The 24888-nt window shown below is 48.8% G+C and carries 25 protein-coding genes, 1 pseudogene and 1 riboswitch; of the genes and pseudogenes, 10 read left to right on the top strand and 16 right to left on the bottom strand.

Translation table 11 applies throughout. The features are described from left to right. Positions 1 to 281: 281 nt before the first annotated feature. Positions 282 to 1334: a class I fructose-bisphosphate aldolase gene (gene fbaB / locus LG381_RS12235; RefSeq protein ID WP_000129560.1), complete on the bottom strand. Its 1053-nt coding sequence runs from the start codon at positions 1332 to 1334 to the stop codon at positions 282 to 284. Positions 1335 to 1589: 255 nt separating this feature from the next. On the opposite strand from fbaB, the gene LG381_RS12230 reads away from it, so the two are divergent. The 3 genes from LG381_RS12230 to LG381_RS12220 are packed head-to-tail and all read left to right on the top strand — an operon-like array spanning position 1590 to position 4830. Next, positions 1590 to 2867, top strand: a complete 1278-nt coding sequence (locus LG381_RS12230) for a nucleoside permease (RefSeq protein ID WP_105289972.1) — start codon at positions 1590 to 1592, stop codon at positions 2865 to 2867. Next, the gene (locus LG381_RS12225; protein WP_225762462.1) at positions 2864 to 3868 is read left to right on the top strand and encodes an ADP-ribosylglycohydrolase family protein; all 1005 of its coding nucleotides are present in this window, start codon (positions 2864 to 2866) and stop codon (positions 3866 to 3868) included. Before LG381_RS12230 ends, LG381_RS12225 begins: the two co-directional genes overlap by 4 nt. Next, positions 3865 to 4830 carry a carbohydrate kinase family protein gene (locus LG381_RS12220; RefSeq protein ID WP_225762461.1) on the top strand — a complete coding sequence of 322 codons (966 nt, stop codon included), beginning with the start codon at positions 3865 to 3867 and terminating at the stop codon, positions 4828 to 4830. The genes LG381_RS12225 and LG381_RS12220 overlap by 4 nt, the downstream gene beginning before the upstream one ends. On the opposite strand, the gene LG381_RS12215 is transcribed toward LG381_RS12220, so the two are convergent. From LG381_RS12215 to rcnR, 5 genes are all read right to left on the bottom strand, one after another. After that, a complete protein-coding gene (locus tag LG381_RS12215) occupies positions 4804 to 5550 on the bottom strand; it encodes a GntR family transcriptional regulator (RefSeq protein WP_000434025.1) in 747 nt (248 codons plus the stop codon). The genes LG381_RS12220 and LG381_RS12215 overlap by 27 nt on opposite strands. Positions 5551 to 5601: 51 nt before the next feature. Beyond that, the gene (locus tag LG381_RS12210) at positions 5602 to 6420 is read right to left on the bottom strand and encodes a glycoside hydrolase family 25 protein (RefSeq protein WP_225762460.1); all 819 of its coding nucleotides are present in this window, start codon (positions 6418 to 6420) and stop codon (positions 5602 to 5604) included. Positions 6421 to 6486: 66 nt separating this feature from the next. Continuing rightward, positions 6487 to 7287 carry a bifunctional hydroxymethylpyrimidine kinase/phosphomethylpyrimidine kinase gene (thiD, locus tag LG381_RS12205; RefSeq protein ID WP_000822251.1) on the bottom strand — a complete coding sequence of 267 codons (801 nt, stop codon included), beginning with the start codon at positions 7285 to 7287 and terminating at the stop codon, positions 6487 to 6489. Next, positions 7284 to 8072: a hydroxyethylthiazole kinase gene (gene thiM, locus LG381_RS12200; RefSeq protein ID WP_085460887.1), complete on the bottom strand. Its 789-nt coding sequence runs from the start codon at positions 8070 to 8072 to the stop codon at positions 7284 to 7286. The genes thiD and thiM overlap by 4 nt, the downstream gene beginning before the upstream one ends. Positions 8073 to 8106: 34 nt before the next feature. Further along, positions 8107 to 8203, bottom strand: a riboswitch (TPP riboswitch). Between the two features lie 91 nt (positions 8204 to 8294). Then, entirely contained in the window at positions 8295 to 8567 is a 273-nt protein-coding gene (gene rcnR / locus LG381_RS12195) for a Ni(II)/Co(II)-binding transcriptional repressor RcnR (protein ID WP_000019944.1), read from the bottom strand. A 120-nt stretch (positions 8568 to 8687) separates the two neighbouring features. Here rcnR and LG381_RS12190 point away from each other — a divergent pair, with 120 nt between their 5' ends. Both LG381_RS12190 and rcnB read left to right on the top strand, forming a co-directional pair. Then, on the top strand, positions 8688 to 9515 hold the full coding sequence (locus tag LG381_RS12190; protein ID WP_032225663.1) for a nickel/cobalt efflux protein RcnA: 828 nt from the start codon (positions 8688 to 8690) through the stop codon (positions 9513 to 9515). A 218-nt stretch (positions 9516 to 9733) separates the two neighbouring features. Beyond that, entirely contained in the window at positions 9734 to 10072 is a 339-nt protein-coding gene (rcnB, locus tag LG381_RS12185) for a Ni(II)/Co(II) efflux transporter accessory subunit RcnB (protein ID WP_000155513.1), read from the top strand. Between the two features lie 81 nt (positions 10073 to 10153). Here rcnB and LG381_RS12180 read toward each other — a convergent pair whose 3' ends face one another. The 6 genes from LG381_RS12180 to apbC all read right to left on the bottom strand — a co-directional run bounded on the left by LG381_RS12180 (position 10154) and on the right by apbC (position 16947). Beyond that, a complete protein-coding gene (locus tag LG381_RS12180) occupies positions 10154 to 11188 on the bottom strand; it encodes a putative fimbrial-like adhesin protein (protein ID WP_000797247.1) in 1035 nt (344 codons plus the stop codon). 15 nt (positions 11189 to 11203) lie between these two features. Beyond that, positions 11204 to 13684 (bottom strand): fimbrial biogenesis outer membrane usher protein, encoded by a 2481-nt coding sequence (locus tag LG381_RS12175; RefSeq protein WP_225762459.1) that lies wholly within the window; start codon positions 13682 to 13684, stop codon positions 11204 to 11206. 15 nt (positions 13685 to 13699) lie between these two features. Next, positions 13700 to 14374, bottom strand: coding sequence for a fimbria/pilus periplasmic chaperone (locus LG381_RS12170; RefSeq protein ID WP_225762458.1), 675 nt, complete (start codon positions 14372 to 14374; stop codon positions 13700 to 13702). Positions 14375 to 14459: 85 nt separating this feature from the next. Continuing rightward, positions 14460 to 15002, bottom strand: coding sequence for a fimbrial protein (locus LG381_RS12165; protein WP_000682827.1), 543 nt, complete (start codon positions 15000 to 15002; stop codon positions 14460 to 14462). A 291-nt stretch (positions 15003 to 15293) separates the two neighbouring features. Beyond that, positions 15294 to 15575, bottom strand: a complete 282-nt coding sequence (locus LG381_RS12160; RefSeq protein WP_032225669.1) for a YehE family protein — start codon at positions 15573 to 15575, stop codon at positions 15294 to 15296. Between the two features lie 262 nt (positions 15576 to 15837). Continuing rightward, the gene (apbC, locus tag LG381_RS12155) at positions 15838 to 16947 is read right to left on the bottom strand and encodes an iron-sulfur cluster carrier protein ApbC (protein WP_001005449.1); all 1110 of its coding nucleotides are present in this window, start codon (positions 16945 to 16947) and stop codon (positions 15838 to 15840) included. 132 nt (positions 16948 to 17079) lie between these two features. On the opposite strand from apbC, the gene metG reads away from it, so the two are divergent. The 3 genes and pseudogenes from metG (at position 17080) to LG381_RS12140 (ending at position 20094) form a co-directional block, all read left to right on the top strand. After that, positions 17080 to 19113, top strand: a complete 2034-nt coding sequence (gene metG, locus LG381_RS12150) for a methionine--tRNA ligase (RefSeq protein ID WP_010347178.1) — start codon at positions 17080 to 17082, stop codon at positions 19111 to 19113. Positions 19114 to 19286: 173 nt separating this feature from the next. Further along, a pseudogene (locus LG381_RS12145) lies at positions 19287 to 19526 on the top strand (hypothetical protein); the annotation flags it as partial. Between the two features lie 106 nt (positions 19527 to 19632). Continuing rightward, positions 19633 to 20094 (top strand): YehR family lipoprotein, encoded by a 462-nt coding sequence (locus LG381_RS12140; RefSeq protein ID WP_010347181.1) that lies wholly within the window; start codon positions 19633 to 19635, stop codon positions 20092 to 20094. A 42-nt stretch (positions 20095 to 20136) separates the two neighbouring features. Here LG381_RS12140 and LG381_RS12135 read toward each other — a convergent pair whose 3' ends face one another. Genes LG381_RS12135 through btsS form a run of 3 tightly spaced genes read right to left on the bottom strand, consistent with a single transcriptional unit; the run spans position 20137 to position 23055 of the window. Further along, entirely contained in the window at positions 20137 to 20607 is a 471-nt protein-coding gene (locus LG381_RS12135; RefSeq protein WP_010347183.1) for a DUF1456 family protein, read from the bottom strand. A 46-nt stretch (positions 20608 to 20653) separates the two neighbouring features. After that, a complete protein-coding gene (btsR, locus tag LG381_RS12130) occupies positions 20654 to 21373 on the bottom strand; it encodes a two-component system response regulator BtsR (protein WP_000598641.1) in 720 nt (239 codons plus the stop codon). Then, the gene (gene btsS, locus LG381_RS12125; protein WP_010347186.1) at positions 21370 to 23055 is read right to left on the bottom strand and encodes a two-component regulatory system sensor histidine kinase BtsS; all 1686 of its coding nucleotides are present in this window, start codon (positions 23053 to 23055) and stop codon (positions 21370 to 21372) included. The genes btsR and btsS overlap by 4 nt, the downstream gene beginning before the upstream one ends. Before the next feature lie 221 nt (positions 23056 to 23276). Between btsS and mlrA the strand changes: the two genes are divergently transcribed. Both mlrA and LG381_RS12115 read left to right on the top strand, forming a co-directional pair. Beyond that, positions 23277 to 24008 carry an HTH-type transcriptional regulator MlrA gene (gene mlrA / locus LG381_RS12120; RefSeq protein WP_001240389.1) on the top strand — a complete coding sequence of 244 codons (732 nt, stop codon included), beginning with the start codon at positions 23277 to 23279 and terminating at the stop codon, positions 24006 to 24008. A 59-nt stretch (positions 24009 to 24067) separates the two neighbouring features. Further along, on the top strand, positions 24068 to 24175 hold the full coding sequence (locus LG381_RS12115) for a protein YohO (RefSeq protein ID WP_001216965.1): 108 nt from the start codon (positions 24068 to 24070) through the stop codon (positions 24173 to 24175). On the opposite strand, the gene yehW is transcribed toward LG381_RS12115, so the two are convergent. Further along, entirely contained in the window at positions 24156 to 24887 is a 732-nt protein-coding gene (gene yehW, locus LG381_RS12110; RefSeq protein ID WP_000700017.1) for a glycine betaine ABC transporter permease YehW, read from the bottom strand. The two genes, LG381_RS12115 and yehW, sit on opposite strands and share 20 nt — an antisense overlap. Position 24888 lies beyond the last annotated feature (1 nt).

Raw genomic sequence — 24888 nt, 5'->3', positions numbered from 1 at the left:
TGAAATTATTTGTTTTTAAATGTCGAGATAACGATCACAAAAACGACAAAATGAAAATTAATCCAGCAATAACAGACAAAAAAAAGGCCTCCCGTGGGGAAGCCGTAACAAAGTGCGAGTGGTTTTATGCCGGATGCGGCGTGAACGCCTTATCCGACCTACGGGGTAGTGCTGTGTGTAGGCATGATAATACGCTTCTGCGTCGCATCAGGCATAGGTTGCCAGATGCGGCGTGAACGCCTTTTCCGGCCTACGGGGCAGTGCTGTTCGTTTAAAACGTATCAGGCGATAGTAATTTTGCTATCAAGATAAACGTCCTGCACGGCGTTAATCAGTTTCACGCCGTCGGCCATCGATTTCTTGAACGCTTTACGTCCGAGGATCAGCCCCATTCCGCCTGCGCGTTTGTTGATAACCGCAGTACGCACCGCATCGCTAAGGTCAGTTTCACCGCCCGCAGCACCACCGGAGTTAATCAACCCTGCGCGCCCCATATAGCAGTTAGCTAACTGATAACGCACCAGATCAATCGGGTTTTCGCTGGTCAGCTTGCTGTACACGCGATCGTCGGTGTAGCCGTAATTAATCGCTTTATAGCCACCGTTATTTTCCGCCATTTTCTGTTTGACGATGTCCGCGCCAATGGTCGCCGCCAGATGGTTCGCCTGACCGGTCAGGTCGGCGGAAACGTGGTAATCAACGCCCTCTTTCTTAAAGGCGGAATTACGCAAATAGGCCCACAGCACGGTCACCATGCCCAGTTCATGCGCACGTTCAAAGGCCGCAGAAATTTCTTCAATCTGGCGACGTGACTCTTCTGAGCCAAAATAAATGGTTGCACCAACCGCCACCGCGCCCATATTGAACGCCTGCTCTACGCTGGCATATAGCGTTTGATCGTAGGTGTTCGGGTAACTTAGCGTCTCGTTATGGTTGAGTTTGACGAGGAACGGAATGCGGTGCGCGTAACGCCGCGATACCGATGCCAGCACGCCGTAGGTTGACGCCACACAGTTACAGCCCGCTTCAATCGCCAGTTCAACAATATTTTTCGGGTCAAAGTAGAGCGGGTTAGCGGCAAATGAAGCTCCGGCAGAGTGCTCGACGCCCTGATCAACCGGCAAAATGGAAAGGTATCCCGTTCCCGCCAGACGCCCGGTGTTGTACAGCGTCTGCATATTACGTAACACCGCTGGCGGGCGATTATTGTCAATCATCACGCGATCTACGTAGTCATGTCCGGGGAGATAAAGCTGGTCAGAAGGAATAGTCATACAACGATGCTGTAAAAGGTTGTCGGCATCTTTGCCAAGCAACTGCGCAATATCTGTCATTACTATGCTCCCGTAAATTCCGATTGGATATCGGCTATGGATTGTCCTGGCCCGCCTTTGCGGGCAATCATAATCCTGGTCGTTACGGGCTATTTTTTCCATTCTCAGGATGTTTTTTCAGCGTTTTCTGTTGGCTCGATTCATCAAAAAAAGTGTTACAGCGGTCAAGTTTTCATCGCAAAGGTATTTAAAAGGTATTATTAGGTGGTATTGTCAGCGCGTACCTTACATTACCTGTCATGAAGGAATTAAAAGATGAAAACAACAGCAAAGCTGTCGTTCATGATGTTTGTTGAATGGTTTATCTGGGGCGCGTGGTTTGTGCCATTGTGGTTGTGGTTAAGTAAAAGCGGTTTTAGCGCCGGAGAGATTGGCTGGTCGTATGCCTGTACTGCCATTGCGGCGATCCTGTCGCCGATTCTGGTTGGCTCCATCACTGACCGCTTTTTCTCGGCGCAGAAAGTGCTGGCGGTATTGATGTTCGCTGGTGCGGTGCTGATGTATTTCGCCGCGCAACAGACCACTTTTGCCGGGTTCTTCCCGTTACTGCTGGCCTACTCGCTAACCTATATGCCGACCATTGCGCTGACTAACAGTATCGCTTTTGCCAACGTGCCGGATGTGGAGCGTGATTTCCCGCGCATTCGTGTGATGGGCACTATCGGCTGGATTGCCTCTGGTCTGGCATGTGGATTCTTGCCGCAAATGCTGGGGTATGCCGATATCTCACCGACTAACATCCCGCTGCTGATTACCGCCGGAAGTTCTGCTCTGCTCGGTGTGTTTGCGTTTTTCCTGCCCGACACGCCGCCAAAAAGCACCGGCAAAATGGACATTAAAGTCATGCTCGGCCTGGATGCGCTGATCCTGCTGCGCGATAAAAACTTCCTCGTCTTTTTCTTCTGTTCATTCCTGTTTGCGATGCCACTGGCGTTCTATTACATCTTTGCCAACGGTTATCTGACCGAAGTCGGCATGAAAAACGCCACCGGCTGGATGACGCTCGGCCAGTTCTCTGAAATCTTCTTTATGCTGGCATTGCCGTTTTTCACTAAACGCTTTGGTATCAAAAAGGTATTATTGCTTGGTCTGGTCACTGCCGCAATTCGCTATGGCTTCTTTATTTACGGCAGTGCGGATGAATATTTCACCTACGCGCTATTATTCCTCGGCATTTTGCTGCACGGCGTAAGTTACGATTTTTACTACGTTACCGCCTACATCTATGTCGATAAAAAAGCCCCCGTGCATATGCGTACCGCCGCGCAGGGGCTGATCACACTCTGCTGCCAGGGCTTCGGCAGTTTGCTCGGTTATCGTCTTGGCGGCGTGATGATGGAAAAGATGTTCGCTTATCAGGAGCCGGTAAACGGACTGACTTTCAACTGGGCTGGAATGTGGACTTTCGGCGCGGTGATGATTGCCATTATCGCCGTGCTGTTCATGATTTTTTTCCGCGAATCAGACAACGAAATTACGGCTATCAAGGTCGATGATCGCGATATTGCGTTGACACAAGAGGAAGCAAAATGAAAACAGAACGTATTCTCGGTGCTCTTTATGGGCAGGCGTTAGGGGATGCGATGGGGATGCCCTCCGAGCTTTGGCCACGCAGCCGCGTTAAAGCACACTTTGGCTGGATTGACCGTTTTCTGCCTGGACCAAAGGAGAATAACGCGGCCTGTTATTTTAACCGCGCCGAATTCACCGATGATACCTCGATGGCGCTGTGTCTGGCGGATGCGCTGCTGGAACGTGAAGGCGAGATAGACCCGGATCTGATTGGGCGTAATATTCTCGACTGGGCGCTGCGTTTCGACGCTTTCAACAAAAACGTGCTTGGCCCGACCTCAAAAATTGCGCTTAACGCCATTCGCGACGGAAAGCCCGTTGCTGAACTGGAAAACAATGGCGTGACCAACGGTGCCGCGATGCGCGTCTCACCATTGGGTTGTTTACTTCCGGCGCGCAATGTTGATTCCTTTATTGATGATGTGGCGCTGGCATCCAGCCCGACCCACAAATCCGATCTGGCGGTTGCAGGCGCGGTAGTCATCGCATGGGCGATTTCTCGTGCCATTGACGGAGAAAGCTGGTCAGCGATTGTTGATTCACTGCCTTCGATTGCGCGACATGCTCAACAAAAACGCATCACCACGTTCAGCGCCTCACTGGCGGCGCGTCTGGAGATTGCGCTGAAGATTGTTCGTCACGCCGACGGCACCGAATCCGCCAGCGAACAGCTTTACCAGGTGGTTGGCGCGGGCACCAGCACTATCGAGTCCGTTCCATGCACCATTGCGCTGGTTGAACTGGCACAAACCGATCCTAACCGCTGCGCCGTCCTGTGCGCCAATCTTGGCGGCGACACAGACACCATCGGTGCTATGGCGACGGCAATTTGTGGCGCGCTGCATGGCGTTAATGCTATCGATCCGGCATTAAAGGCGGAGCTGGATGCGGTAAATCAGCTTGATTTCAACCATTACGCCACGGAGCTGGCGAAGTATCGCCAACAACGGGAGGCGGTATGAGCGGCGCTCGATTACACACGCAGCTGCCTGAATTAACCACGCGTCAGCCGGTTATGGTAATTGGCGCGGCGGTCATTGATGTGATCGCCGACGCTTACGCCCTGCCCTGGCGCGGGTGCGATATCGAACTGAAACAGCAGAGCGTAAATGTTGGCGGCTGTGCGTTGAACATTGCCGTAGCGTTAAAGCGCCTCGGTATCGAAGCGGGTAACGCCCTGCCGCTCGGTCAGGGGGTGTGGGCGGAGATTATTCGCAACCGGATGGCAAAAGAGGGATTAATCAGCCTGATCGATAACGCCGAAGGTGATAACGGCTGGTGTCTGGCGCTGGTTGAGCCGGATGGCGAACGCACTTTTATGTCGTTCAGCGGTGTGGAAAATCAGTGGAATCACCAGTGGCTGGCGCGACTAACCGTTGCACCTGGTAGCCTGCTCTATTTTTCTGGTTATCAACTGGCCTCGCCCTGCGGCGAATTGTTAGTGGATTGGCTGGAGGGACTGCAAGACGTGACGCCGTTTATTGATTTTGGCCCTCGTATTGGCGATATCCCGGATGCATTACTGGCGCGGATCATGGCTTGTCGACCGCTGGTGTCGCTTAATCGCCAGGAGGCTGAGATTGCTGCCGAACGTTTTGCTTTATCCGCAGATATAACAACACTTGGCAAGCAGTGGCAGGAGAAATTTTCCGCGCCATTGATCGTTCGTCTGGATAAAGAAGGTGCCTGGTATTTCAGCAACGGCGCTTCTGGCTGCGTTCCGGCATTTCCAACGCAAGTTGTAGACACCATTGGGGCGGGCGACAGTCATGCAGGTGGCGTACTTGCCGGGCTGGCCTCCGGTTTACCGCTGGCAGACGCAGTGCTGCTGGGTAATGCGGTGGCATCGTGGGTTGTCGGACATCGCGGCGGTGATTGCGCGCCAACGCGCGAGGAACTACTCCTCGCAAACAAAAACGTATAGATCGCTGCGACAGTGACTGATGCTGTACTCAATAGGCCGTTGCTGTTGGTCAAGCGCCACTTGCTTGATCACCAGCACCGGTATTTTGCTATCTAACTGAATATGTGACTGAAACTCGGCATCCGGCATTCGGGCGCTAACGCGGGAACGGGTACGCTTTGGAAAAATATGCTGACTGCGAAAGTAGTCATAAAGAGAAATACCGATAGCATCAACATCATGAATTAAATGCGCAGGAACCCACGACTCCTCAATCGATACCGCTTCTTCATCCACGTAGCGAATGCGCTTAAGCAAGAAGACATCACTTCCTGCTTCAACCGCCAGCTGCTGCGCGACTTCTTCAGGGCACTCTACCACTCGCTTGTTAACCCACAGCGTGTCGGGCTTTTTACCGCGCAACACCACCTGCTGCGAAAAGCCTCGCGCTTCTTTTAACGAGTATTCGAAGATGTTGTTGATCTGCGTGCCGTAACCACGCGAACGCGTCACCACGCCCTCTTCTTCCAGCGCCTGCATCGCCTTGCGCACCGTAATGCGCGAAACGCCGGTTAACTGACTTAAATCGCGTTCGCCGGGCAAAATATTGCCATGCTCCAGAACCCCGCTACGCACGGCATTTTTTACCGTTTCGGCAAACTTAATATAAAGCGGCGTGTTGTCCGCCGCTAAAATACGTTCATTCAGTTGGGCAATAAGCTGGGTATGCGCTTGTTCCATTTGTCTTTTTCCTGCCGGGGAGTCTTGTGGGAGTATATCACTGCTTCTTATTTAAGGCGTTTCTTTAATCCCATCAACGAATGCCTGCAACTCCTCCGCCGTGCCATTAAACACATTAAAATCCACCGAACCATTAATGCCATCTACCTGTCCACGGTCGGAATGCTGCCAGAAGCGCCAGGCCATTCCGTCATTGTCCGGACGACGTTGATAATAGTGAGCCACCCACCACGGATATTCATTGAAATGGCCCGCCAGATTCGTGTGATAAAACGTCGCGCCAGCATAAATAATCGGCTTTTTTCCCGTGCTTTTTTCGACCATTTTTAGCCACTGACTGACCCGTTTGCGTAATTCTTTTGCCGATAATTTTCCTCGCTCTTCTACGTCCAGCACGGCAGGGAAATCGCCGTGGGCAAAATCCACCGTTTGCAGAAATAATCTGGCCTGAACTGAAGCGGATACCGACGGAGAAAAATAGTGATACGCCCCACGCAGCAGGCCATTTTCACAGCTTCTTTGCCAGTTGCGCGAAAAATACGGGTCAACCAGCTTTTCGCCTTCCGTAGCCTTAATAAAAGCAAACTGTAAGCGGATACCGTTGTCGCGCATTTTTGCAACACGCTGCCAGTCGATCCGCTCCTGCCAGCGTGAAACATCAATACCATGAATGGTGTAACTGGCAGGTATGCGAATAGCGAAAGATTTAACCGGGCGATAACCGTAGAAGTGGATGTAGTCTTTGATCTGAATTGCTGTCGAATAGAAAAAATTCACCGTCTGGCGGGGATAAATCGCCACGATGGAAATTAGCCCCAAAGCGCATAACAAGGCGGTGAATTTTTTGCGACTGACGATTTTTAGCTGCATTGGTTTCATCCCTGAATTTCAGCACAAAAAAAGCTGACAATAACCAAAGCAGCTATAGTACGGCGCTTACCACCAGGCGTGGAAGTGGTGAACCGGACCAATCCCGTGACCGACTTCCAGCGTGTCGGCCTGGGCTAACGCTGCCGACAGCCAGCTTTTTGCCTCCTGTACGGTGTCGCCCCAGTTTGTATGGCGCGGACGCAACGCCGCCAGTGCCGCAGAGAGCGTACAACCGGTGCCGTGGGTGTTTTTGGTCATAATGCGCGGTGCGGTAAAACGTTGTTCACCGTCGCGGGTAAACAGCCAGTCCGGGCTTTGTTCATCATCCAGATGACCGCCTTTCATTAGCACAGCGCCACAGCCCATCGCCAATAATTCACGTCCCTGCTCCAGCATTTCCTGTTCATTACGCGCGTGTGGCGCATCGAGCAAAGCAGCTGCTTCCGGCAAGTTCGGTGTTATTAATGAAACCTGTGGCAATAATCGACTGCGCAGCGTAGCAACCGCCGAAGGTGAAAGCAGCGGGTCGCCGCTTTTTGCCAGCATGACGGTATCCAGCACCACGTTTTGGATCTGATAACGTTGCAACCGTTCCGCCACCGCTTCAACGATATCGGTTTCTGCCAACATGCCGATTTTGGTGGTGTCGATTCGCACATCGCTGAACACCGAATCGAGTTGGGCGGCGACAAAATCAGGATCAATGCGATACACCGACTGTACGCCACGGGTATTTTGCGCCACCAGTGCAGTAATAACTGAGCAACCATAAGCGCCAAGTGCCGAGAAGGTTTTAAGATCGGCCTGAATCCCCGCACCACCGCTCGGATCTGTACCAGCAATGGTCAGAGCGTTAATCCGTTTCATGCCTGCACCTCCTGCGTCAGCTGCCAGAGCGCATCAAGGAAATGTGGAACAAAACTGCCCGGCCCTTCGCTTCTGACGACTGCGCGTTCTCCGGCTTGTTTCATCCAGTGACAGGCAGATGCAACATTTTCCAGCGTATCGCCCGGTAATGCACAGCTCGCAGCGACAACTGCCGATAATGCGCAGCCAGTTCCCACCACTTTGGTCATTAACGGGTCACCGCCGTGAATACCAACGGTGCGACGACCATTAGTAACATAATCCACCTCGCCAGTGACCACGACGATTGCGCCGGTTTCCCGTGCCAGAGTTTGTGCGGCGGGCAACGCATTGGCTGCTGCGTCAGTGGTATCCACACCACGACCACCATTAGCGATGCCTGCTAATGCCATGATTTCCGAAGCATTACCGCGTATGGCGCTTGGTTTAAGAGACAGGAGTTTCAGACAAAAACGGCGGCGATAATCGAGTGCACCAACCGCGACCGGGTCAAGTGTCCAGGGTGTTTGGGAGCGTGTTGCCTGTTCTACGGCGGCACGCATCGCCTGTGCGCGTGGCTGCGTCAGTGTACCAACGTTAATCAGTAAAGCACTGGCAATTGCCGCAAACTGACTGGCCTCTTCGGTTTCGATAACCATCGCTGGCGATGCGCCGAGCGCCAGTAAAGTATTGGCAGTAAAGGTTTGCACCACATCATTAGTCATGCAATGCACAAGGGGGGAATATTGGTGAAAAAGGTGTAACACGGGCGCTGATTGCGCCGGACTCAGCAGGTCGACTTGCATAATTTGCTCCTGCCATAACGTGAAGAAGCAATGACCTGATGGTCTGTGACTTCCCTACGCTGGCATTATCCAGATCAGGTGATACGGGTATTTCTCAGCCTTCACGCAGAAGGGCACCCCGAGTCGTTTGGTTGCGATAATAAATCGCAGAGGAGGATGGTAATGTCCGGCGCGCGCGTTGTAAACGAGGAAAAACGGCAGTATTACAATAACGTCACGAAACTATTTTATATACGAATCCAGCACCTTAAGGACAACATCCAGGTCTTCTTCACGCTTTAGTTCATCGCCCTGGTGAACAATGTGTTCCGTCAGATGACCTTTAATCACTTCCCGCATCAGGCCGTTTACCGCGCCACGAATGGCGGCAATCTGTTGTAGAACGGCAGCACATTCATGCGGTTCGTCGAGCATTTTCTTAAGCGCGACGACCTGTCCCTGAATCTTACTGGCGCGCGCTTTCAGTTTCTGTTTGTCGCGGATGGTATGAGACATAACAACACCTGGTTAACAAGATAATGAAAAATCATAGCACTATTAATCTACTGGGGGGTAGTATCATGTACTGGGGGGGAGTAGAATCTCTGCATCCATTTAATACTAAGAATTATTATCATGACTGAATTTACCACTCTTCTTCAGCAAGGAAACGCCTGGTTCTTCATCCCCAGCGCCATCTTACTCGGTGCACTTCATGGTCTGGAGCCTGGGCACTCAAAAACGATGATGGCGGCGTTTATCATCGCCATTAAAGGTACGATTAAACAGGCGGTGATGCTTGGACTGGCAGCAACCATTTCGCATACTGCGGTAGTCTGGTTGATTGCCTTTGGCGGGATGGTGATCAGCAAACGCTTTACTGCGCAGTCGGCGGAACCGTGGCTACAGTTAATTTCTGCGGTCATCATTCTCGGCACCGCATTATGGATGTTCTGGCGCACATGGCGCGGTGAACGAAACTGGCTTGAGAATATGCACGGGCATGATCATGATCACGAGCACCACCATCATGACCATGATCACGAACATCATCACCATCACGGACATGGCGAGAATGTCGAATATCAGGACGCCCATGAGCTGGCTCACGCAAATGACATTAAACGACGCTTTGATGGCAGGGATGTCACGAACTGGCAGATTTTACTGTTTGGCTTGACTGGCGGACTGATCCCCTGCCCTGCAGCGATAACTGTGCTGCTGATTTGTATTCAACTGAAAGCCCTCACTCTGGGAGCAACTCTGGTCGTTAGTTTCAGTATTGGCCTTGCGTTAACGCTGGTCACCGTGGGCGTTGGCGCGGCAATCAGTGTCCAGCAAGTGGCAAAACGCTGGAGCGGATTTAACACACTAGCCCAAAAAGCCCCCTATTTTTCCAGCTTGTTAATTGGCTTAGTCGGAGTGTATATGGGCGTGCATGGCTTTATGGGCATAATGCGATAACTCAATCCTTTGGGCTTGCATGTTATCTTCAGCCCAGGATGATTCTTAAATCAGCTATTTCCGCTGACTCTTCGCCCGATGAGGATGCTTTTACAGCATCCTTTCATTTACACTTTTTACGAAATCATGGGATCACTAACAAAATATCGCTTGTCGGTTATATTGTATGACAGGAAAGATATGCGACTGATTTTGCTGATCCCCAACGTGGAGAGTATATGACCATAAGAAATAAGTTATTGTTGGGTGCGCTGTTGCTGGCAACCAGCGTAGCGTGGGCCGCACCGGTCACTGCGGGTTCGACCAATGCCTCTGGAATTTCAAAGTATGAGTTGAGCAGTTTCATCGCTGACTTCAAGCATTTCAAACCAGGCGATACCGTTCCAGAGATGTACCGCACCGATGAGTACAATATTAAGCAGTGGCAGTTACGTAACCTGCCTGCCCCTGACGCCGGAACCCACTGGACCTATATGGGTGGCGCATATGTGTTGATCAACGACACTGATGGTAAAATCATTAAAGCCTACGACGGCGAAATATTCTACCATCGCTAAAAAAAGCCCCCTCATCATGAGGGGGAAATGCAGACACCTTGTTATTTTTTATTATTAGCCACTTGCTCGTCTTACTTGTTATTAGTCGTATTTCACGTTGATCAAGGCAGTAGCCTCCAGTGCGCCAGATTTAACTTTATTTTTATCATATACATAGTAACTGGCTGTTACCGGAATTAAGACTGTTGTATCTGTAATTTTTGACTTCGCCGCAATTTCCTTTAAATTTGTGTATCCTTTACTGCTGTCAGTGATATTTAAAAGTGTGACAGGTGAACCATTACTTTCAAGAATAAATCCTACGCCATTATCTTCCGCACCTTTCAGTATCGTGTTACTGCTGGTTAACAAATCAGAACTTGATAAATACACCTGCATTTTCCGTGATGTTTGATTTTGTTGACCTAATAAATTTTTACAACGCAGAATAATATCCCCTTTCTTACTATTTATTGTTGTTTTGTTACCTGTGACTGGTAATTGTGAAACGGGAATACTCTCTAAAGTAATTAATAAATCATCAGGTTTGCAGGTCGTTGTTATCGGGTTGTATGACAATGCCAGATTAAAGGAATAGACACCTGCATTTTGTGCCAATGCATTTCTGTAGCTATTCACACATGCATCCCACGACTTTCCTCCTAGCAAACACAGTAAAAATTGCACTGCAGCACTTCCACGCGTTGTTGATGAAGCACTGGATAATGTCGCGACACCATTAATCATCACTGCTCCGCCGCCCCCTGCAGAAACATTCACTTTCGCGTTACTGGCTGCCGATGTCACCGTTACTGAATAACCACTGGTGAAACTGGTCTGGTTATTTGATAATGTGATGCTGTTTTTGTTAGTCCATTCAAAATGTAAATTTAATTTAATGGTATCGTTATAAAGTCCAACAACAATATCCGACGGACTCATGGGGTTGATGGTATTCGTACTCACGCATGACGAGTCATTAAAATTATGCTCATATGTCGCCGTTTGTGTTTGAGTTAGCGCAAAATCTCCCTGAACAACCAAATTATGCTGCGCTGACAACTCTCCATAACATGCCGCATAGCTCACAGGAATAGCCATCATCATTAATATAAATAACATTATGCGATTTTTCATAGAACCACCTGACTATTACTGGCAAATATAATTTTTACTTTCATCAATCTCTTTACCGAAGGTGATTATGCATGAAAGTCCTTGTTGCTTATTAATTGCCACATTAACCGATGGCGGTACTTCATTGGTGCGAATAAATAACTGACTTCCCTGGCCGACAACGCCAATGTTATGACCATGGATATCATTGACTTCATAACCAAACGTTAATGGTTGCCCATCCGCTCTTAACGCTTTTATAAACCATGGCTTGCGCTGATCGGTATCAAAATTAACCAATACAACCGCGCCGCGATAAGGGGCGGCAATTTTCCGGTTGCCACGTAATTCTGCTTCGCTATCGCTTTGCGACACATCCAGCATCAGGTGATTTTCCCGATAAGACGTCATTCCGTCGTATACCACCACCCCATTACGATTTGTAGTGCGATATTTTTGTCCATTAACATAAGCATCTTTAATTCCTGGTGCATACATCACAGCAAACGTTTCAGAAAGACGATTCGCCAGATTCACACCACCAGACCAGGCGACAATGCCCCCTGAAACACTGGCTCCAGCCTGTCGATAAATACTCGACTGACTATAACTGCCATTCACTGTCACCATCGGCGCGTTCCAGGTTAAATTCGCCCCAGCTGTCGTTTCGTTCCCCTGATGCTGATGACTCAAGTTGGCACCATAGTTAAACTGATCGCGGCTCCCAACCGTTCCCGATATTCCTGTATTGTTTGAGGCAAAACCCTGATCGTCAAAGGTCGTTGAGTTAGACATATATATTTGCCGCCGTGGTGTCGTGACATCATCACCCCAATCAAAGGGAATCGATATAAAAATATTAAAGCGTTTTTCTTCATGATGATTCTCGTCATAAGCCTGACTTGCTGCGAGGGTATAGCTTATCCGTTGCAAGTTATTGGAGTAACTCAACTGATAATCTTTGCTGCTGCCGCTACGCCCCCAGTAATCTCGCCATAATGTGCTTAATGACACAGAACCCCAGCCTTCTGGCAATGACTGACTCATATTGGCGGAAAAGCTATTTTTGCGCCCAAAATCATTCTGGTAATAATCTGCAATGTCATAGGCATCATTTTTATCGCGACGATAATTATCTTTATTATTTGCCCAGACATAATCATTAAACGTCCGGTAATCGCGCGAAGAATAACGCCAGGCTGCCAGGCCAAAACGCGTCGATGTTTGAGTCACAAATTTGTTGTAGGCTATCTGATAACTTTGTCCGTCAAAAATATCGCCATTATCTTGCTTACTATGAGATTTTGTTGCATCGACAGAAATCGCGCCAATGCGTGTATTCCAGCCAGTCCCAAGAGTAAATGCGTAGTAATTATTGGCAATCATCGTGCCGCCATACAGCGTTAATAAATTATTAAAGCCATACTGGTAACCGACCTGAACAAAATCGCTTTGCTTATTTGCTCCTTCAATATGGCTACGACCCGCCGCAAAATCATATTTCGACACGCCCGGTTGCAACATATTTGGCACCGCCGAATAAGGCACCAGGTACGTGGTAACCGAACCGTCAGCCTCTTTCACGCTAACATCAAGATCCGCTCCACCACCGGCCAATTGCAAATCAGTAATCGAAAATGGGCCAGGTGGAACCTCCTTCTGATAAACAATAAAACCGTTTTGTTCAATGGTTACCAGCGCGTTACTCTGCGCAATCCCCTGCACTCGTGGGGTAAAATTTTGTTTCGAGTCAGGCAACATCTGCATATCACGAAAAAGTCGCACGCCACTGAAGCGAACAGAGTCAAAAATATCGCTTGAGGTGTACATATCACCGACACGCAGCGTGCCGAGAATTTGTGCAAACCCGCGTTCCAGATATAGGGTATTGCTTTTCCACTCCCCAGGATTGTTATCCGTTTTGCTGAAACTGGCATCAGAATGCAGTTGCCACCCCAGCAGATTTAATCTACTGCTAAAACGAACATAACTACTCTTGTTATTACCCGACGCTTTATAGTCGCTGTAATACTGGCTCATATAATAAGAGGTATAAAAAGCATTAATACCCCGTTCCCAGTTTTCCGGCGGGACATAACCACTTTCCAGTTCATCAACCCAGGCTTGCGGAACGCTGAAATCTAAACGAAAAACACCGATATTCCAGGCATAACTCCCACCCTGAACAAGTTGCTCTAATGTTAAACATTGCTTACTACTGGCGAAGTTATCGGTATTAATACCTAACCGCTTGATAATTTCTCTCGCCAGGCATGTTTCTTCGGGGTTATCTTTAACGATAATCTCATATTTCCCACGCCATTGTTTATTGACATAAATATCGATGTCATATTGGCCCGGTAAAGGTTGATTATCATCAAGGCGAATATGAGCAACCTGTTGGTCTTTCATTCCCCCCATCATAAAATGGGTATCAAAGGTTTCTTCCGCTGCATACGCTTCAATGCCGAGCAATAACGCTACGATTGCTGATGCGAGTGGGGTTATTCTCAACACGGGCAGCTCCTGCAATTAAATTTTGTCGCTAATATAGTTGCCATCATCATCAATAATGGTCAAATACCAGCTATTCGCATTATTAGTTTTGACGTTTACACTCTGGCTTTCTAATGGCGCAATCATGATGGTTTCATAATTGACTTTGACATTATTCGCTTTTACATCGGAAATCGTCACCCAGTTCGGCGAATCATTTTTTATCATCAGCCCATTGCCGCTACGATTTACCAGCAATTTCTTAAACGTTGCTTTATTAACCGGAGCAATACCCGCCGGTCGGTAAAACAATTTGATTCTGTTTTGCATCGCAAACTTCAGTGCATTCTTGCCTTCTTGTTCTGGACTATTTGGTGGAATATCCAGAACATTCAGATAAAAAATGCTCTCTTTATTACTGGGCAACTTATTCGGCATGATTTTAATTTTTACTTGCTGTCCGGAGTTAGCCCCTATTTTTGCCACTGGTGGCGTTAGCATGAAAGGAACCTGAATCTTTTCCGGCGGCAGTGATGTGTCGCCATCATCAATCCACGCCTGAAGTAATGAAGATCGGTTTCCCTGATTCATCAACTGCACCATCACTTCTTTATTTTCAGCCGGGTAAATAATTCGCGTCCCGTAGATGACAATTCCGGCATGTGCAGGAAGAACCATAGAAGAAATGAGTAAAGCTAATAACCCTTTCATCTTAATGCCTCTTAAAATTAAAAGGCCGCCATGGAGATAGCGGCCATGTTTATTTCCTGGAGAAACTTGAAAAATTATTTAATTATTAATCCTGCGCCACACGCATAACTAAAGAAGAGACCACATCACCTGATTGCACTGAGTCTTCTGTCAGTTTCAGGTATTTTGCTTTAAACGGAATCGCATACTGACCATCCGCTGTTTTATAACTCTCAATATTAAAAGGCGCTGAAACATCCAGGACATCGCTGTTATCGCCTAAATAGAGATAATAACCCACGGTATCGTTGCTACTGGCTATCGCTTTATCGTTACCAGTTATTTTATCATTGGTGATCAACGAGAGTTTTACACCAGCAACTTCTTTCGGGCAGCTAATTTTTAACATGCTGCTGGTTACACCGACAGCATCATCATAGGTTGAATATTTCGCTTTACCTTCAAAGACAGTGGTCGGAACAGTTGGCATATTAATACTTACTGAATCACCACCCGCTTCGAATTTACACGGAGACTCTGCAATATTCCCTTTAATAGTTAATGTTCCGGTATCAACGTCTGCAGCAAATACGCCAGCACTCATAAAAAAAGAAGAAAAGACAGCGGTAGCAATAATTGAATGTTTCATAATAGGTTCCTTAATATAGTTTATTTTGATTGTTAAGACTCTGTATCTCGTGGAAACAAATTTCTCACATCAAAAAAGTTACCGCAATGTAAACATATTGTTTTATTGATTTAAAACAAGTTAACCATTGCAATATAATTACAACAAATACTTAAGGGAATTAAATATTTACCACATCTATTAATTGACATAATTTACTGTTAACCACATTCTTAAAATAAATAAAAAAGCCTAAATCATTCATGGGAATGATTTAGGCTTTCCAAATATTATTAAAAGAGTGTTGCCTGATTAATCGTAGCGATTTAATACGATTCGACGTTTGCTATCGTTGCCCGCTGTAACCAGCTCTGTAGTGACGCCTTTTACCGGCGAAGAAATCCGATGACGGGTATCAACGCTTTGCGATACCTGACCGCAATGCTGTTGGGGCTGGCTATTAACAATATCCATACTGCATGTTGGGGGGCTGATCCTGCCATTAATCGTTAATGCGGCAGTCTCTGAAGAGAACGCGGGAGAAGCCAATCCATAGGCAAGAAAAATGATTCCTGACAGCCAATACTTATTCATTGAACGTTATCCCTGTAGTAAAGGTTATGCCTGGATAGATTGAGTGCATAACAAACTATAGCTGTACATCCGCTACACAGCCACGAAGGATGATAAAGAGGCTTTACCTGTACGATCAATCTACTTTGTACAGTTTAGGACTAAGATCCACTGAATATTCGCAGCATTAAAAAAGTGTTCATTTAAAGCCACAAAATAAATACACCGCATCAATGTATCATTTCTGCGGTGTATGACGAACAACCAGAAAGGCTAATGCACGTTAGACCGCGCGGAAGGAGATCTCACCTGGAATAACTTCACCTTGCCAGTAGAGCTGAGCAGCAACCCGGTCAGCCAGTTGGCGGTAGATAGTAGTAAATTCGCTCTCCGGACGGCTGATAACGGTAGGTGTTCCTTTGTCGAGATCTTCACGCAGGCTAATGTGTAACGGCATTTGCCCCAACAACTGCGTATGGTATTTCTCAGCCAGTTTCTCTGCCCCACCAGTGCCGAAAATCGGCTCATGATGACCACAGTTACTGCAAATATGGACGCTCATGTTCTCGACAATACCCAGTACCGGAACTTCGACTTTCTCGAACATCACGATACCTTTTTTCGCATCAATCAGCGCGATGTCCTGTGGCGTGGTGACCACTACTGCACCAGTTACTGGAATGTTTTGCGCCAGTGTCAATTGAATGTCACCGGTGCCTGGCGGCATGTCGAGCACCAGATAATCCAGATCCGGCCATAAGGTTTCCTGCAACATCTGCATTAACGCCTTGCTCGCCATCGGGCCACGCCACACCATCGCGTTGTCGTCAGTGACCAGATAACCAATTGAATTGGTTGCCAGGCCATGAGACATAATCGGTGCCATATGAGTCCCGTCTGGCGAGGTCGGACGCTGATTTTCTGCCCCCAGCATGGTTGGGATAGACGGACCATAAATGTCGGCATCCAGAATGCCGACTTTCGCTCCTTCCGCCGCCAGCGCCAGCGCCAGGTTTACCGCCGTGGAGGATTTACCCACGCCACCTTTGCCGGAACTGACCGCGATAATGTTCTTCACGCCGTTAATTCCCGGCTGATTCTTCACGCGTTTCAGCGTGGCAATGTTATGCGACAGTTTCCAGTCGATAGCTTTTGCCCCGGTGATACGCAGCAATTCGGCGCTACATTGCTCTTTTAACTCTTCGAACGCGCTATGCCAGACGAACGGCATAACCAGCTCCACATGCAGCGTGTCGTCCATCCAGGCAACATGATGCAACGCTTTCAGCGTGGTAAGGTTATGCTTCAGGGTTGGGTGCTGAAAATTAGCCAGTGTCCCGGCGACCATTGCGCGCAAGGCTTCTGGTGATTTGGCCTGGGATTGTTCGTTCATCCCGACTCCTTATTTATATAGATAAACCATCAGCTAAATAGTTTACCTGAAGAAAATAGATAAGTACTTACTTAACATTTTCCCATTTGGTACTATCTAACCCCTTTTCACTACTAAGAAGTAATGCCTACTATGACTCAAGTCGCGAAGAAAATTCTGGTGACGTGCGCACTGCCGTACGCTAACGGCTCTATCCACCTCGGCCATATGCTGGAGCACATCCAGGCTGATGTCTGGGTCCGTTACCAGCGAATGCGCGGCCACGAGGTCAACTTCATCTGCGCCGACGATGCCCACGGTACGCCGATCATGCTGAAAGCCCAGCAGCTTGGTATTACTCCGGAGCAGATGATTGGCGAAATGAGTCAGGAGCATCAGACTGATTTCGCAGGCTTTAATATCAGCTACGACAACTATCACTCGACGCACAGCGAAGAGAACCGTCAGTTGTCTGAGCTTATCTATACTCGCCTGAAAGAGAACGGTTTTATTAAAAACCGCACCATCTCTCAGTTGTACGACCCGGAAAAAGGTATGTTCCTGCCGGATCGTTTTGTGAAAGGCACCTGCCCGAAATGTAAAGCGCCAGATCAATACGGCGATAACTGTGAAGTCTGCGGCGCGACCTACAGCCCGACTGAACTGATCGAGCCGAAATCTGTGGTTTCTGGTGCTACGCCGGTGATGCGTGATTCCGAACACTTCTTCTTTGATCTGCCCTCTTTCAGCGAAATGTTGCAGGCATGGACCCGCAGCGGCGCGTTGCAGGAGCAGGTGGCAAACAAAATGCAGGAGTGGTTTGAATCCGGCCTGCAACAGTGGGATATCTCCCGCGATGCGCCTTACTTCGGTTTTGAAATTCCGAACGCACCAGGCAAATACTTCTACGTCTGGCTGGACGCGCCGATTGGTTACATGGGTTCCTTCAAGAATCTGTGCGACAAGCGCGGCGATACCGTAAGCTTCGATGAATACTGGAAGAAAGATTCCGTCGCCGAGCTGTACCACTTCATCGGTAAAGATATTGTTTACTTCCACAGCCTGTTCTGGCCTGCCATGCTGGAAGGCAGCAACTTCCGCAAGCCGACCAACCTGTTTGTTCACGGCTATGTGACGGTGAACGGCGCGAAGATGTCCAAGTCTCGTGGCACCTTTATTAAGGCCAGCACCTGGCTGAATCATTTTGACGCTGACAGCCTGCGTTACTACTACACTGCGAAACTCTCTTCACGTATTGATGATATCGACCTGAATCTGGAAGATTTCGTTCAGCGCGTGAATGCCGATATCGTCAACAAAGTGGTTAACCTGGCCTCCCGTAACGCGGGCTTTATCAACAAGCGTTTTGACGGCGTGTTGGCAAGCGAACTGGCTGACCCTGAACTGTACAAAACCTTTACCGATGCCGCTGAAGTTATTGGCGAAGCGTGGGAAAGCCGCGAATTTGGTAAAGCTGTGCGCGAAATCATGGCGCTGGCTGACCTGGCTAACCGCTATGTTGACGAGCAGGCTCCGTGGGTGGTGGCGAAACAGGAAGGCCGCGATGCTGACCTGCAAGCGATTTGCTCAATGGGCATAAACCTGTTCCGCGTGCTGATGACTTACCTGAAGCCGGTACTGCCGAAACTGACTGAACGTGCGGAAGCATTCCTCAATACGGAACTGACCTGGGATGGTATTCAGCAACCGCTGCTGGGCCATAAAGTGAATCCGTTCAAGGCACTGTATAACCGTATCGATATGAAACAGGTGGAAGCACTGGTGGAAGCATCCAAAGAAGAAGTGAAAGCAACTGCCGCGCCAGTTACTGGCCCGCTGGCTGATGATCCGATTCAGGAAACCATCACCTTTGACGACTTCGCCAAAGTTGACCTGCGCGTGGCGCTGATTGAAAACGCAGAGTTTGTTGAGGGTTCTGACAAGCTGCTGCGCCTGACGCTGGATCTGGGTGGCGAAAAACGCAATGTCTTCTCCGGCATTCGTTCTGCTTACCCGGATCCGCAGGCACTGATTGGTCGTCACACCATTATGGTGGCTAACCTGGCACCACGTAAAATGCGCTTCGGTATCTCCGAAGGCATGGTGATGGCTGCCGGTCCTGGCGGGAAAGATATCTTCCTGTTAAGCCCAGATGCCGGTGCTAAACCTGGTCATCAAGTGAAATAACTCCCTTCAAGGCGCTGCATCAACAGCGCCTTTTCTTTATAAATTCCTAAAGTTGTTTTCTCGCCTTTTTGTCGCTCTGTAACCTGCGCAAATGCTGTTAGCATCTGTATTAAACTGGATAAAATTACAGGGATGCAGAATGAGACACTTTATCTATCAGGACGAGAAATCACATAATTATTCAACTGCTCCATAACGGTTGACGCTATCAGGAACAGAGCGCCATTAGTCAGGCTGATTTGCTGGCGAACGAACTCACCGTAATCGGTTTTTATCGGCTGGCGCATGTGTTGAAGCAATTACGCAATTCGGAAAGCGAGACACTGGCAGAAGTATTGAATAATTGTGTTTTACTCTGCGAACAGTTGTTACTGATGCTTGAGCAACAAGGAGGAAAAAATGCTTTTTATTAAGAGATCTACTCCATTTCCGGACTGCTCAAGACGAGGTATAAAGAATATTCTATAGCGCCCTGGTGAGAGTCACCAGTTTTCTGATCTTGATAAAATGGAGTTTTACATGAAGGCTTTCAACAAGCTGTTTTCCCTCGTTGTTGCATCTGTTCTGGTTTTCTCTCTCGCTGGCTGTGGTGACAAAGAAGAATCAAAGAAATTTAGTGCCAATCTGAACGGTACTGAAATTGCCATTACCTATGTCTACAAAGGCGACAAGGTGCTTAAGCAATCTTCAGAAACCAAAATTCAGTTTGCAACCATCGGTGCAGCTAACAAAGAAGAGGCGGCTAAAAAGCTTGAGCCGTTAAGTGCAAAATATAAAAACATTGCTGGCGTTGAAGAAAAATTAACCTTTACTGATACTTACGCGCAGGAAAACGTGACTATCGATATGGAAAAAGTTGATTTTAAAGCCCTGCAGGGTATTTCCGGCATTAACATTTCTGCTGACGATGCCAAAAAAGGTATCACTATGGCGCAAATGGAACTGGTGATGAAAGCCGCTGGCTTTAAAGAAGTGAAATAATCTGCCGGAGGCCATGCTCTCTGCATGGCCTCCAGACCTGTCTTAGTTTTTCTTCACATGCTGGCGCGCAGCCAGTCCACGCAGAAAATAACGCAAGAATTGATCGCCGCATTCGCGGAAGTTTTTATGATCCGGTGCGCGCATCATCGCAGTAATTTCCGGCATAGAAACGCGGAACTGCTGTTCGGTGAGGATCGCCAGGATGTCATCGGTTTTCAGTGAAAACGCGATGCGCAATTTTTTCAGCACAATATTGTTATTAATACGACGTTCCGGCTCCAGTGCCGGTGCAGACTCATCCCTGCCGCGTTTTTCGTAAATCAGACCATTCAGGAATGAGGACAAAATAATGTCCGGACAACGTTGAAAACCTTCTTCATCTTCTTTACGCAACCAGATGGCAATCTGTTCGGCAGTGGTTTCGACATTGCCCAGCGCCAGAATGCGCACCAGGTCGTTATTATTGGCTTTTAAAATGTAGCGCACGCTGCGCAGAATATCGTTACTTAGCATGAGGCCTTCAGGTGTTGATGAGGCAAAAAGCCATTTTAGCAGTCTTTTACAGGCCAATCGCCTCTTTTAAGCTTTTCAGATAACGGCGGCTGACCGGCACGGTTAAGCCATTACGCAAAATCAACTCGGCCTGACCATTATCTTCCAGGCGAATCTCCTGCAAATGCGCGAGGTTAACCAGATACTGACGATGGCAGCGTAGTAGTGGTGTACGACTCTCCAGGGTGCGTAATGTCAGTTCAGTAAAGCCCTCTTTCCCTTCGTGACTGGTGACGTAAACACCGCTCATCCTACTGCTGACAAACGCTACATCTTTCATTTGCAGTAAATAAATCCGACTATGCCCCGTACAAGGAATAAATTTCAGCGCCTGCTGATTTTCCGGTAACAGCGAAACATCCTGCTTGCTCCGCTCCTGACGCAGACGAGCCAGCGTTTTCTCCAGCCGCGCTTCATCAATCGGCTTCAGCAGATAATCAAAGGCATGTTCTTCAAAGGCTTTAATGGCGTATTCGTCAAACGCGGTGAGAAAAACGATATACGGACGATGTTCCGGGTCGAGCATCCCCACCATTTCCAGACCGCTGATGCGTGGCATCTGAATGTCGAGAAACAGCACATCCGGGCGCAGTTTATGCACCGCGCCAATCCCTTCCACGGCGTTTGAGCACTCGCCGACAATTTCAATATCGCTCTGCTCCTGCAAAAATACGCGCAGGTTTTCCCGTGCTAATGGTTCATCATCGACAATTAAGACTTTAATCATGCCTCGTCCCTCCATGGCAGTCGTAACGTTATTCGGGTGTAACTATCAGGCTCACAGGCGACGCTTATCCCATAGTCATCGCCAAACCGCTCACGTAAACGCTTATCCACCAGATTCATCCCCAGCCCACTGGCATTGGTTGCCGGTTGATACAAACCGGCATTATCTTCGATCTCCAGCATCAAATGTTGCCCTTCACGCCTTGCGCTAATTGCCACTCGCCCTGTATCCAGCAGTTGTGAGGTTCCATGTTTAATAGCGTTTTCCACTATTGGTTGCAGGGTAAACGCGGGCAACTGCTGCCGGGATAATTCCTCCGGAATAGCAATGTTGACCTGCAACCGTGACTGGAAGCGCGCCTTTTCAATTTGCAGATAAGCATTCACGTGTTCAATTTCGTCGGCGAGAGTAACAAACTCCGAAGGCCGCTTTAAGTTTTTGCGGAAAAAAGTGGAAAGATACTGCACTAGTTGACTGGCCTGTTCGCTGTCGCGGCGGATAACGGCTTTAATGGTGTTAAGCGCATTGAACAGGAAATGGGGATTCACCTGGGCGTGAAGCAGTTTAATTTCTGACTGCGTGAGCATCGCTTTTTGCCGCTCATATTGCCCGGCGAGGATCTGCGCCGAAAGCAATTGCGCAATCCCTTCCCCCAGCGTGCGGTTGATTGAGCTGAACAAACGGTTTTTCGCTTCATACAATTTGATGGTGCCCATCACCCGCTGATTCTCACCACGCAACGGAATCACCAGCGTCGAACCCAGTTTGCATTGCGGATGCAAAGAGCAACGGTAAGGCACTTCGTTGCCATCGGCGTAGACCACTTCGCCGGTTTCAATCGCTTTTAAGGTGTAAGTCGAAGAAATCGGTTTGCCGGGTAAATGGTGATCGTCACCAATTCCGGTAAAGGCCAGCAATTTCTCTCGATCGGTAATCGCGACTGCACCAATATCCAGCTCCTGATACAGCACCTGTGCCACTTTCATGCTGTTCACTTCGTTAAACCCCTGGCGCAAAATGCCTTCCGTCGAGGCCGCTACTTTCAGCGCAGTGGCAGAAAAAGCTGAAGTGTATTTTTCAAACATCGCGCGTTTATCGAGCAATATACGCATAAACAGCGCCGCGCCGACGGTATTGGTGACCATCATTGGCGCAGCAATATTACTCACCAGACGCACCGCATCTTCATAAGGTCGGGCGATTGCCAGGATGATCAGCATTTGCACCATTTCAGCGACGAACGTGACGGCACCGGCGGTAATGGGGTTAAAGACTTTATCAGTGCGCCCGCGACGGATCAGGATGCTGTGTACCAGGCCGCCGAGCAATCCTTCAACGATGGTCGAAATCATGCAGCTTAGCGCAGTCATGCCCCCCATTGAGTATCGATGTAACCCGCCGGTCAGACCAACCAGCCCACCGACGACCGGACCGCCGAGTAAGCCGCCCATCACCGCGCCAATCGCCCGCGTATTAGCAATCGAATCGTCGATGTGCAACCCGAACCAGGTGCCCATAATGCAGAAAATGGAAAAGACGATGTAGCAGAGAAATTTATGCGGCAGACGAACCGTGACCTGCATTAATGGTATGAATAATGGCGTTTTACTCATTAACCACGCAATGACTAAAAAAACGCACATCTGCTGAAGCAGCAGCAACACCAGATTAAAATCGTACATACCCGCAAACCACACTTCCCTTTAAAACGCGTAACATACATTGCCTGCGTTTAACTTTCTTTGAACTCTTGCAGAAAAATGAGAATTCGTGAGTACGATCACTCAAAATCACCTGGCAAAAATAAAATCACCCTAACGATGAACTAAAAACGGACAAAACTACCTGGTTCGCAAATCTGCGTCTAAAGTTAAACCGGGACCTCGCGAGCAAGGGTGAGAGGATGGCGCTTTACACAATTGGTGAAGTGGCGTTGCTTTGTGATATCAATCCTGTCACGTTACGCGCGTGGCAGAGGCGTTACGGATTGTTGAAACCGCAGCGCACAGACGGCGGTCATCGCCTGTTCAACGATGCCGATATCGACCGGATCCGCGAGATCAAACGCTGGATCGATAACGGTGTGCAGGTCAGCAAAGTTAAAATGCTACTCAGTAATGAGAATGTTGATGTGCAAAACGGCTGGCGCGATCAGCAAGAAACTCTGCTTAATTACCTGCAAAGTGGCAATCTACAAAGTCTGCGAATGTGGATCAAAGAACGTGGTCAGGATTACCCCGCCCAGACGCTCACCACACATCTGTTCATTCCTCTGCGCCGACGTCTTCAGTGTCAGCAACCAACTCTCCAGGCGTTACTGGCGATCCTCGACGGTGTACTGATCAACTACATCGCCATTTGTCTGGCTTCGGCACGTAAAAAACAGGGTAAAGATGCGCTGGTGGTTGGCTGGAATATTCAGGATACCACGCGGCTGTGGCTGGAGGGTTGGATTGCCAGCCAGCAAGGATGGCGCATTGATGTCCTCGCCCATTCCCTCAACCAGCTCCGCCCGGAACTGTTTGAAGGCCGCACGCTATTGGTGTGGTGCGGTGAAAACCAGTCTCCCGCCCAGCAGCAGCAGCTCACCAACTGGCAGGAACAAGGCCATGATATTTTCCCACTCGGCATTTAATGATTCGTTAACAAATGCGCTTTACTGTACAATCCTTTCGTTAACATAAGGAGTGCATTATGCGCATAGCGAAAATTGGGGTTATCACCCTGTTCCTGTTGATGGCGTTAGGCGGTATCGGTGGCGTCATGCTCGCAGGTTATACCTTTATTTTGCGTGCTGGCTGAGTAGCTGCACCAACCGTTCAAACAGGCGGTCTACGATGATCGCCGCCAGTGCCACCAGCAACGCCCCCTGAATCACATAAGCAGTGTTAAATCCGCTAAGTCCGATAATGATGGGCGTACCCAGCGTGCTGGCTCCTACCGTTGAGGCAATGGTCGCCGTACCAATATTGATAATCACTGAAGTCCGCACGCCAGCCAGAATCACTGGCGCTGCCAGCGGTAACTCCACTTTACGCAATCGCTGACTCCGGCTCATTCCCATCCCTTTGGCAACGTCTGTCACGCTGGCATCAATCGCTCCCAGTCCGGCAAGTGTCGCCTGTAAGATAGGTAATACGCCGTAAAGGATCAAAGCAATAATCGCCGGTTGCTGACCAAACCCCATCACCGGAACAGCAATCGCCAGCACAGCTACGGGCGGAAAAGTCTGCCCAACGGCGGCAATGGTTTCGACCATCGGGCGAAACTCCGCGCCCCACGGGCGAGTGACAGCAATTCCGGCACCAGTACCAATGATCACGGCAAACAAACTTGAGATCCCCACTAGCCAGAAATGAGCCAGCGCCAGGGCAGCAAAACTTTCCTGCTGATAAACAGGCCGAGGTAATTGTGGAAATAAAGCACCAAACAACGGCTGGCTATAGGGTAGCCAGAAAATCAGCCCCACAAACAGAGCAATAAGCCAGAACAGCGGATCGCGCATTATTTTCATA

Source organism: Escherichia sp. Marseille-Q3837 (assembly GCF_916618735.1).
Lineage (GTDB): Bacteria > Pseudomonadota > Gammaproteobacteria > Enterobacterales > Enterobacteriaceae > Escherichia > Escherichia ruysiae.
This window is presented reverse-complemented; position numbering and strand designations above follow the sequence as displayed.

What these genes read in the sequence shown, in the direction of transcription:
- apbC (WP_001005449.1), bottom strand. Translation starts at nt 16,947, where the DNA reads ATGAACGAACAATCCCAGGCCAAATCACCAGAAGCCTTGCGCGCAATG.
- fbaB (WP_000129560.1), bottom strand. Translation starts at nt 1,334, where the DNA reads ATGACAGATATTGCGCAGTTGCTTGGCAAAGATGCCGACAACCTTTTA.
- LG381_RS12170 (WP_225762458.1), bottom strand. Translation starts at nt 14,374, where the DNA reads ATGAAAGGGTTATTAGCTTTACTCATTTCTTCTATGGTTCTTCCTGCA.
- LG381_RS12140 (WP_010347181.1), top strand. Translation starts at nt 19,633, where the DNA reads ATGAAGGCTTTCAACAAGCTGTTTTCCCTCGTTGTTGCATCTGTTCTG.
- LG381_RS12135 (WP_010347183.1), bottom strand. Translation starts at nt 20,607, where the DNA reads ATGCTAAGTAACGATATTCTGCGCAGCGTGCGCTACATTTTAAAAGCC.
- LG381_RS12160 (WP_032225669.1), bottom strand. Translation starts at nt 15,575, where the DNA reads ATGAATAAGTATTGGCTGTCAGGAATCATTTTTCTTGCCTATGGATTG.
- rcnB (WP_000155513.1), top strand. Translation starts at nt 9,734, where the DNA reads ATGACCATAAGAAATAAGTTATTGTTGGGTGCGCTGTTGCTGGCAACC.
- thiD (WP_000822251.1), bottom strand. Translation starts at nt 7,287, where the DNA reads ATGAAACGGATTAACGCTCTGACCATTGCTGGTACAGATCCGAGCGGT.
- rcnR (WP_000019944.1), bottom strand. Translation starts at nt 8,567, where the DNA reads ATGTCTCATACCATCCGCGACAAACAGAAACTGAAAGCGCGCGCCAGT.
- btsR (WP_000598641.1), bottom strand. Translation starts at nt 21,373, where the DNA reads ATGATTAAAGTCTTAATTGTCGATGATGAACCATTAGCACGGGAAAAC.
- LG381_RS12180 (WP_000797247.1), bottom strand. Translation starts at nt 11,188, where the DNA reads ATGAAAAATCGCATAATGTTATTTATATTAATGATGATGGCTATTCCT.
- LG381_RS12115 (WP_001216965.1), top strand. Translation starts at nt 24,068, where the DNA reads ATGCGCATAGCGAAAATTGGGGTTATCACCCTGTTCCTGTTGATGGCG.
- LG381_RS12215 (WP_000434025.1), bottom strand. Translation starts at nt 5,550, where the DNA reads ATGGAACAAGCGCATACCCAGCTTATTGCCCAACTGAATGAACGTATT.
- thiM (WP_085460887.1), bottom strand. Translation starts at nt 8,072, where the DNA reads ATGCAAGTCGACCTGCTGAGTCCGGCGCAATCAGCGCCCGTGTTACAC.
- LG381_RS12230 (WP_105289972.1), top strand. Translation starts at nt 1,590, where the DNA reads ATGAAAACAACAGCAAAGCTGTCGTTCATGATGTTTGTTGAATGGTTT.
- mlrA (WP_001240389.1), top strand. Translation starts at nt 23,277, where the DNA reads ATGGCGCTTTACACAATTGGTGAAGTGGCGTTGCTTTGTGATATCAAT.
- LG381_RS12210 (WP_225762460.1), bottom strand. Translation starts at nt 6,420, where the DNA reads ATGCAGCTAAAAATCGTCAGTCGCAAAAAATTCACCGCCTTGTTATGC.
- LG381_RS12225 (WP_225762462.1), top strand. Translation starts at nt 2,864, where the DNA reads ATGAAAACAGAACGTATTCTCGGTGCTCTTTATGGGCAGGCGTTAGGG.
- LG381_RS12165 (WP_000682827.1), bottom strand. Translation starts at nt 15,002, where the DNA reads ATGAAACATTCAATTATTGCTACCGCTGTCTTTTCTTCTTTTTTTATG.
- metG (WP_010347178.1), top strand. Translation starts at nt 17,080, where the DNA reads ATGACTCAAGTCGCGAAGAAAATTCTGGTGACGTGCGCACTGCCGTAC.
- btsS (WP_010347186.1), bottom strand. Translation starts at nt 23,055, where the DNA reads ATGTACGATTTTAATCTGGTGTTGCTGCTGCTTCAGCAGATGTGCGTT.
- LG381_RS12190 (WP_032225663.1), top strand. Translation starts at nt 8,688, where the DNA reads ATGACTGAATTTACCACTCTTCTTCAGCAAGGAAACGCCTGGTTCTTC.
- LG381_RS12220 (WP_225762461.1), top strand. Translation starts at nt 3,865, where the DNA reads ATGAGCGGCGCTCGATTACACACGCAGCTGCCTGAATTAACCACGCGT.
- yehW (WP_000700017.1), bottom strand. Translation starts at nt 24,887, where the DNA reads ATGAAAATAATGCGCGATCCGCTGTTCTGGCTTATTGCTCTGTTTGTG.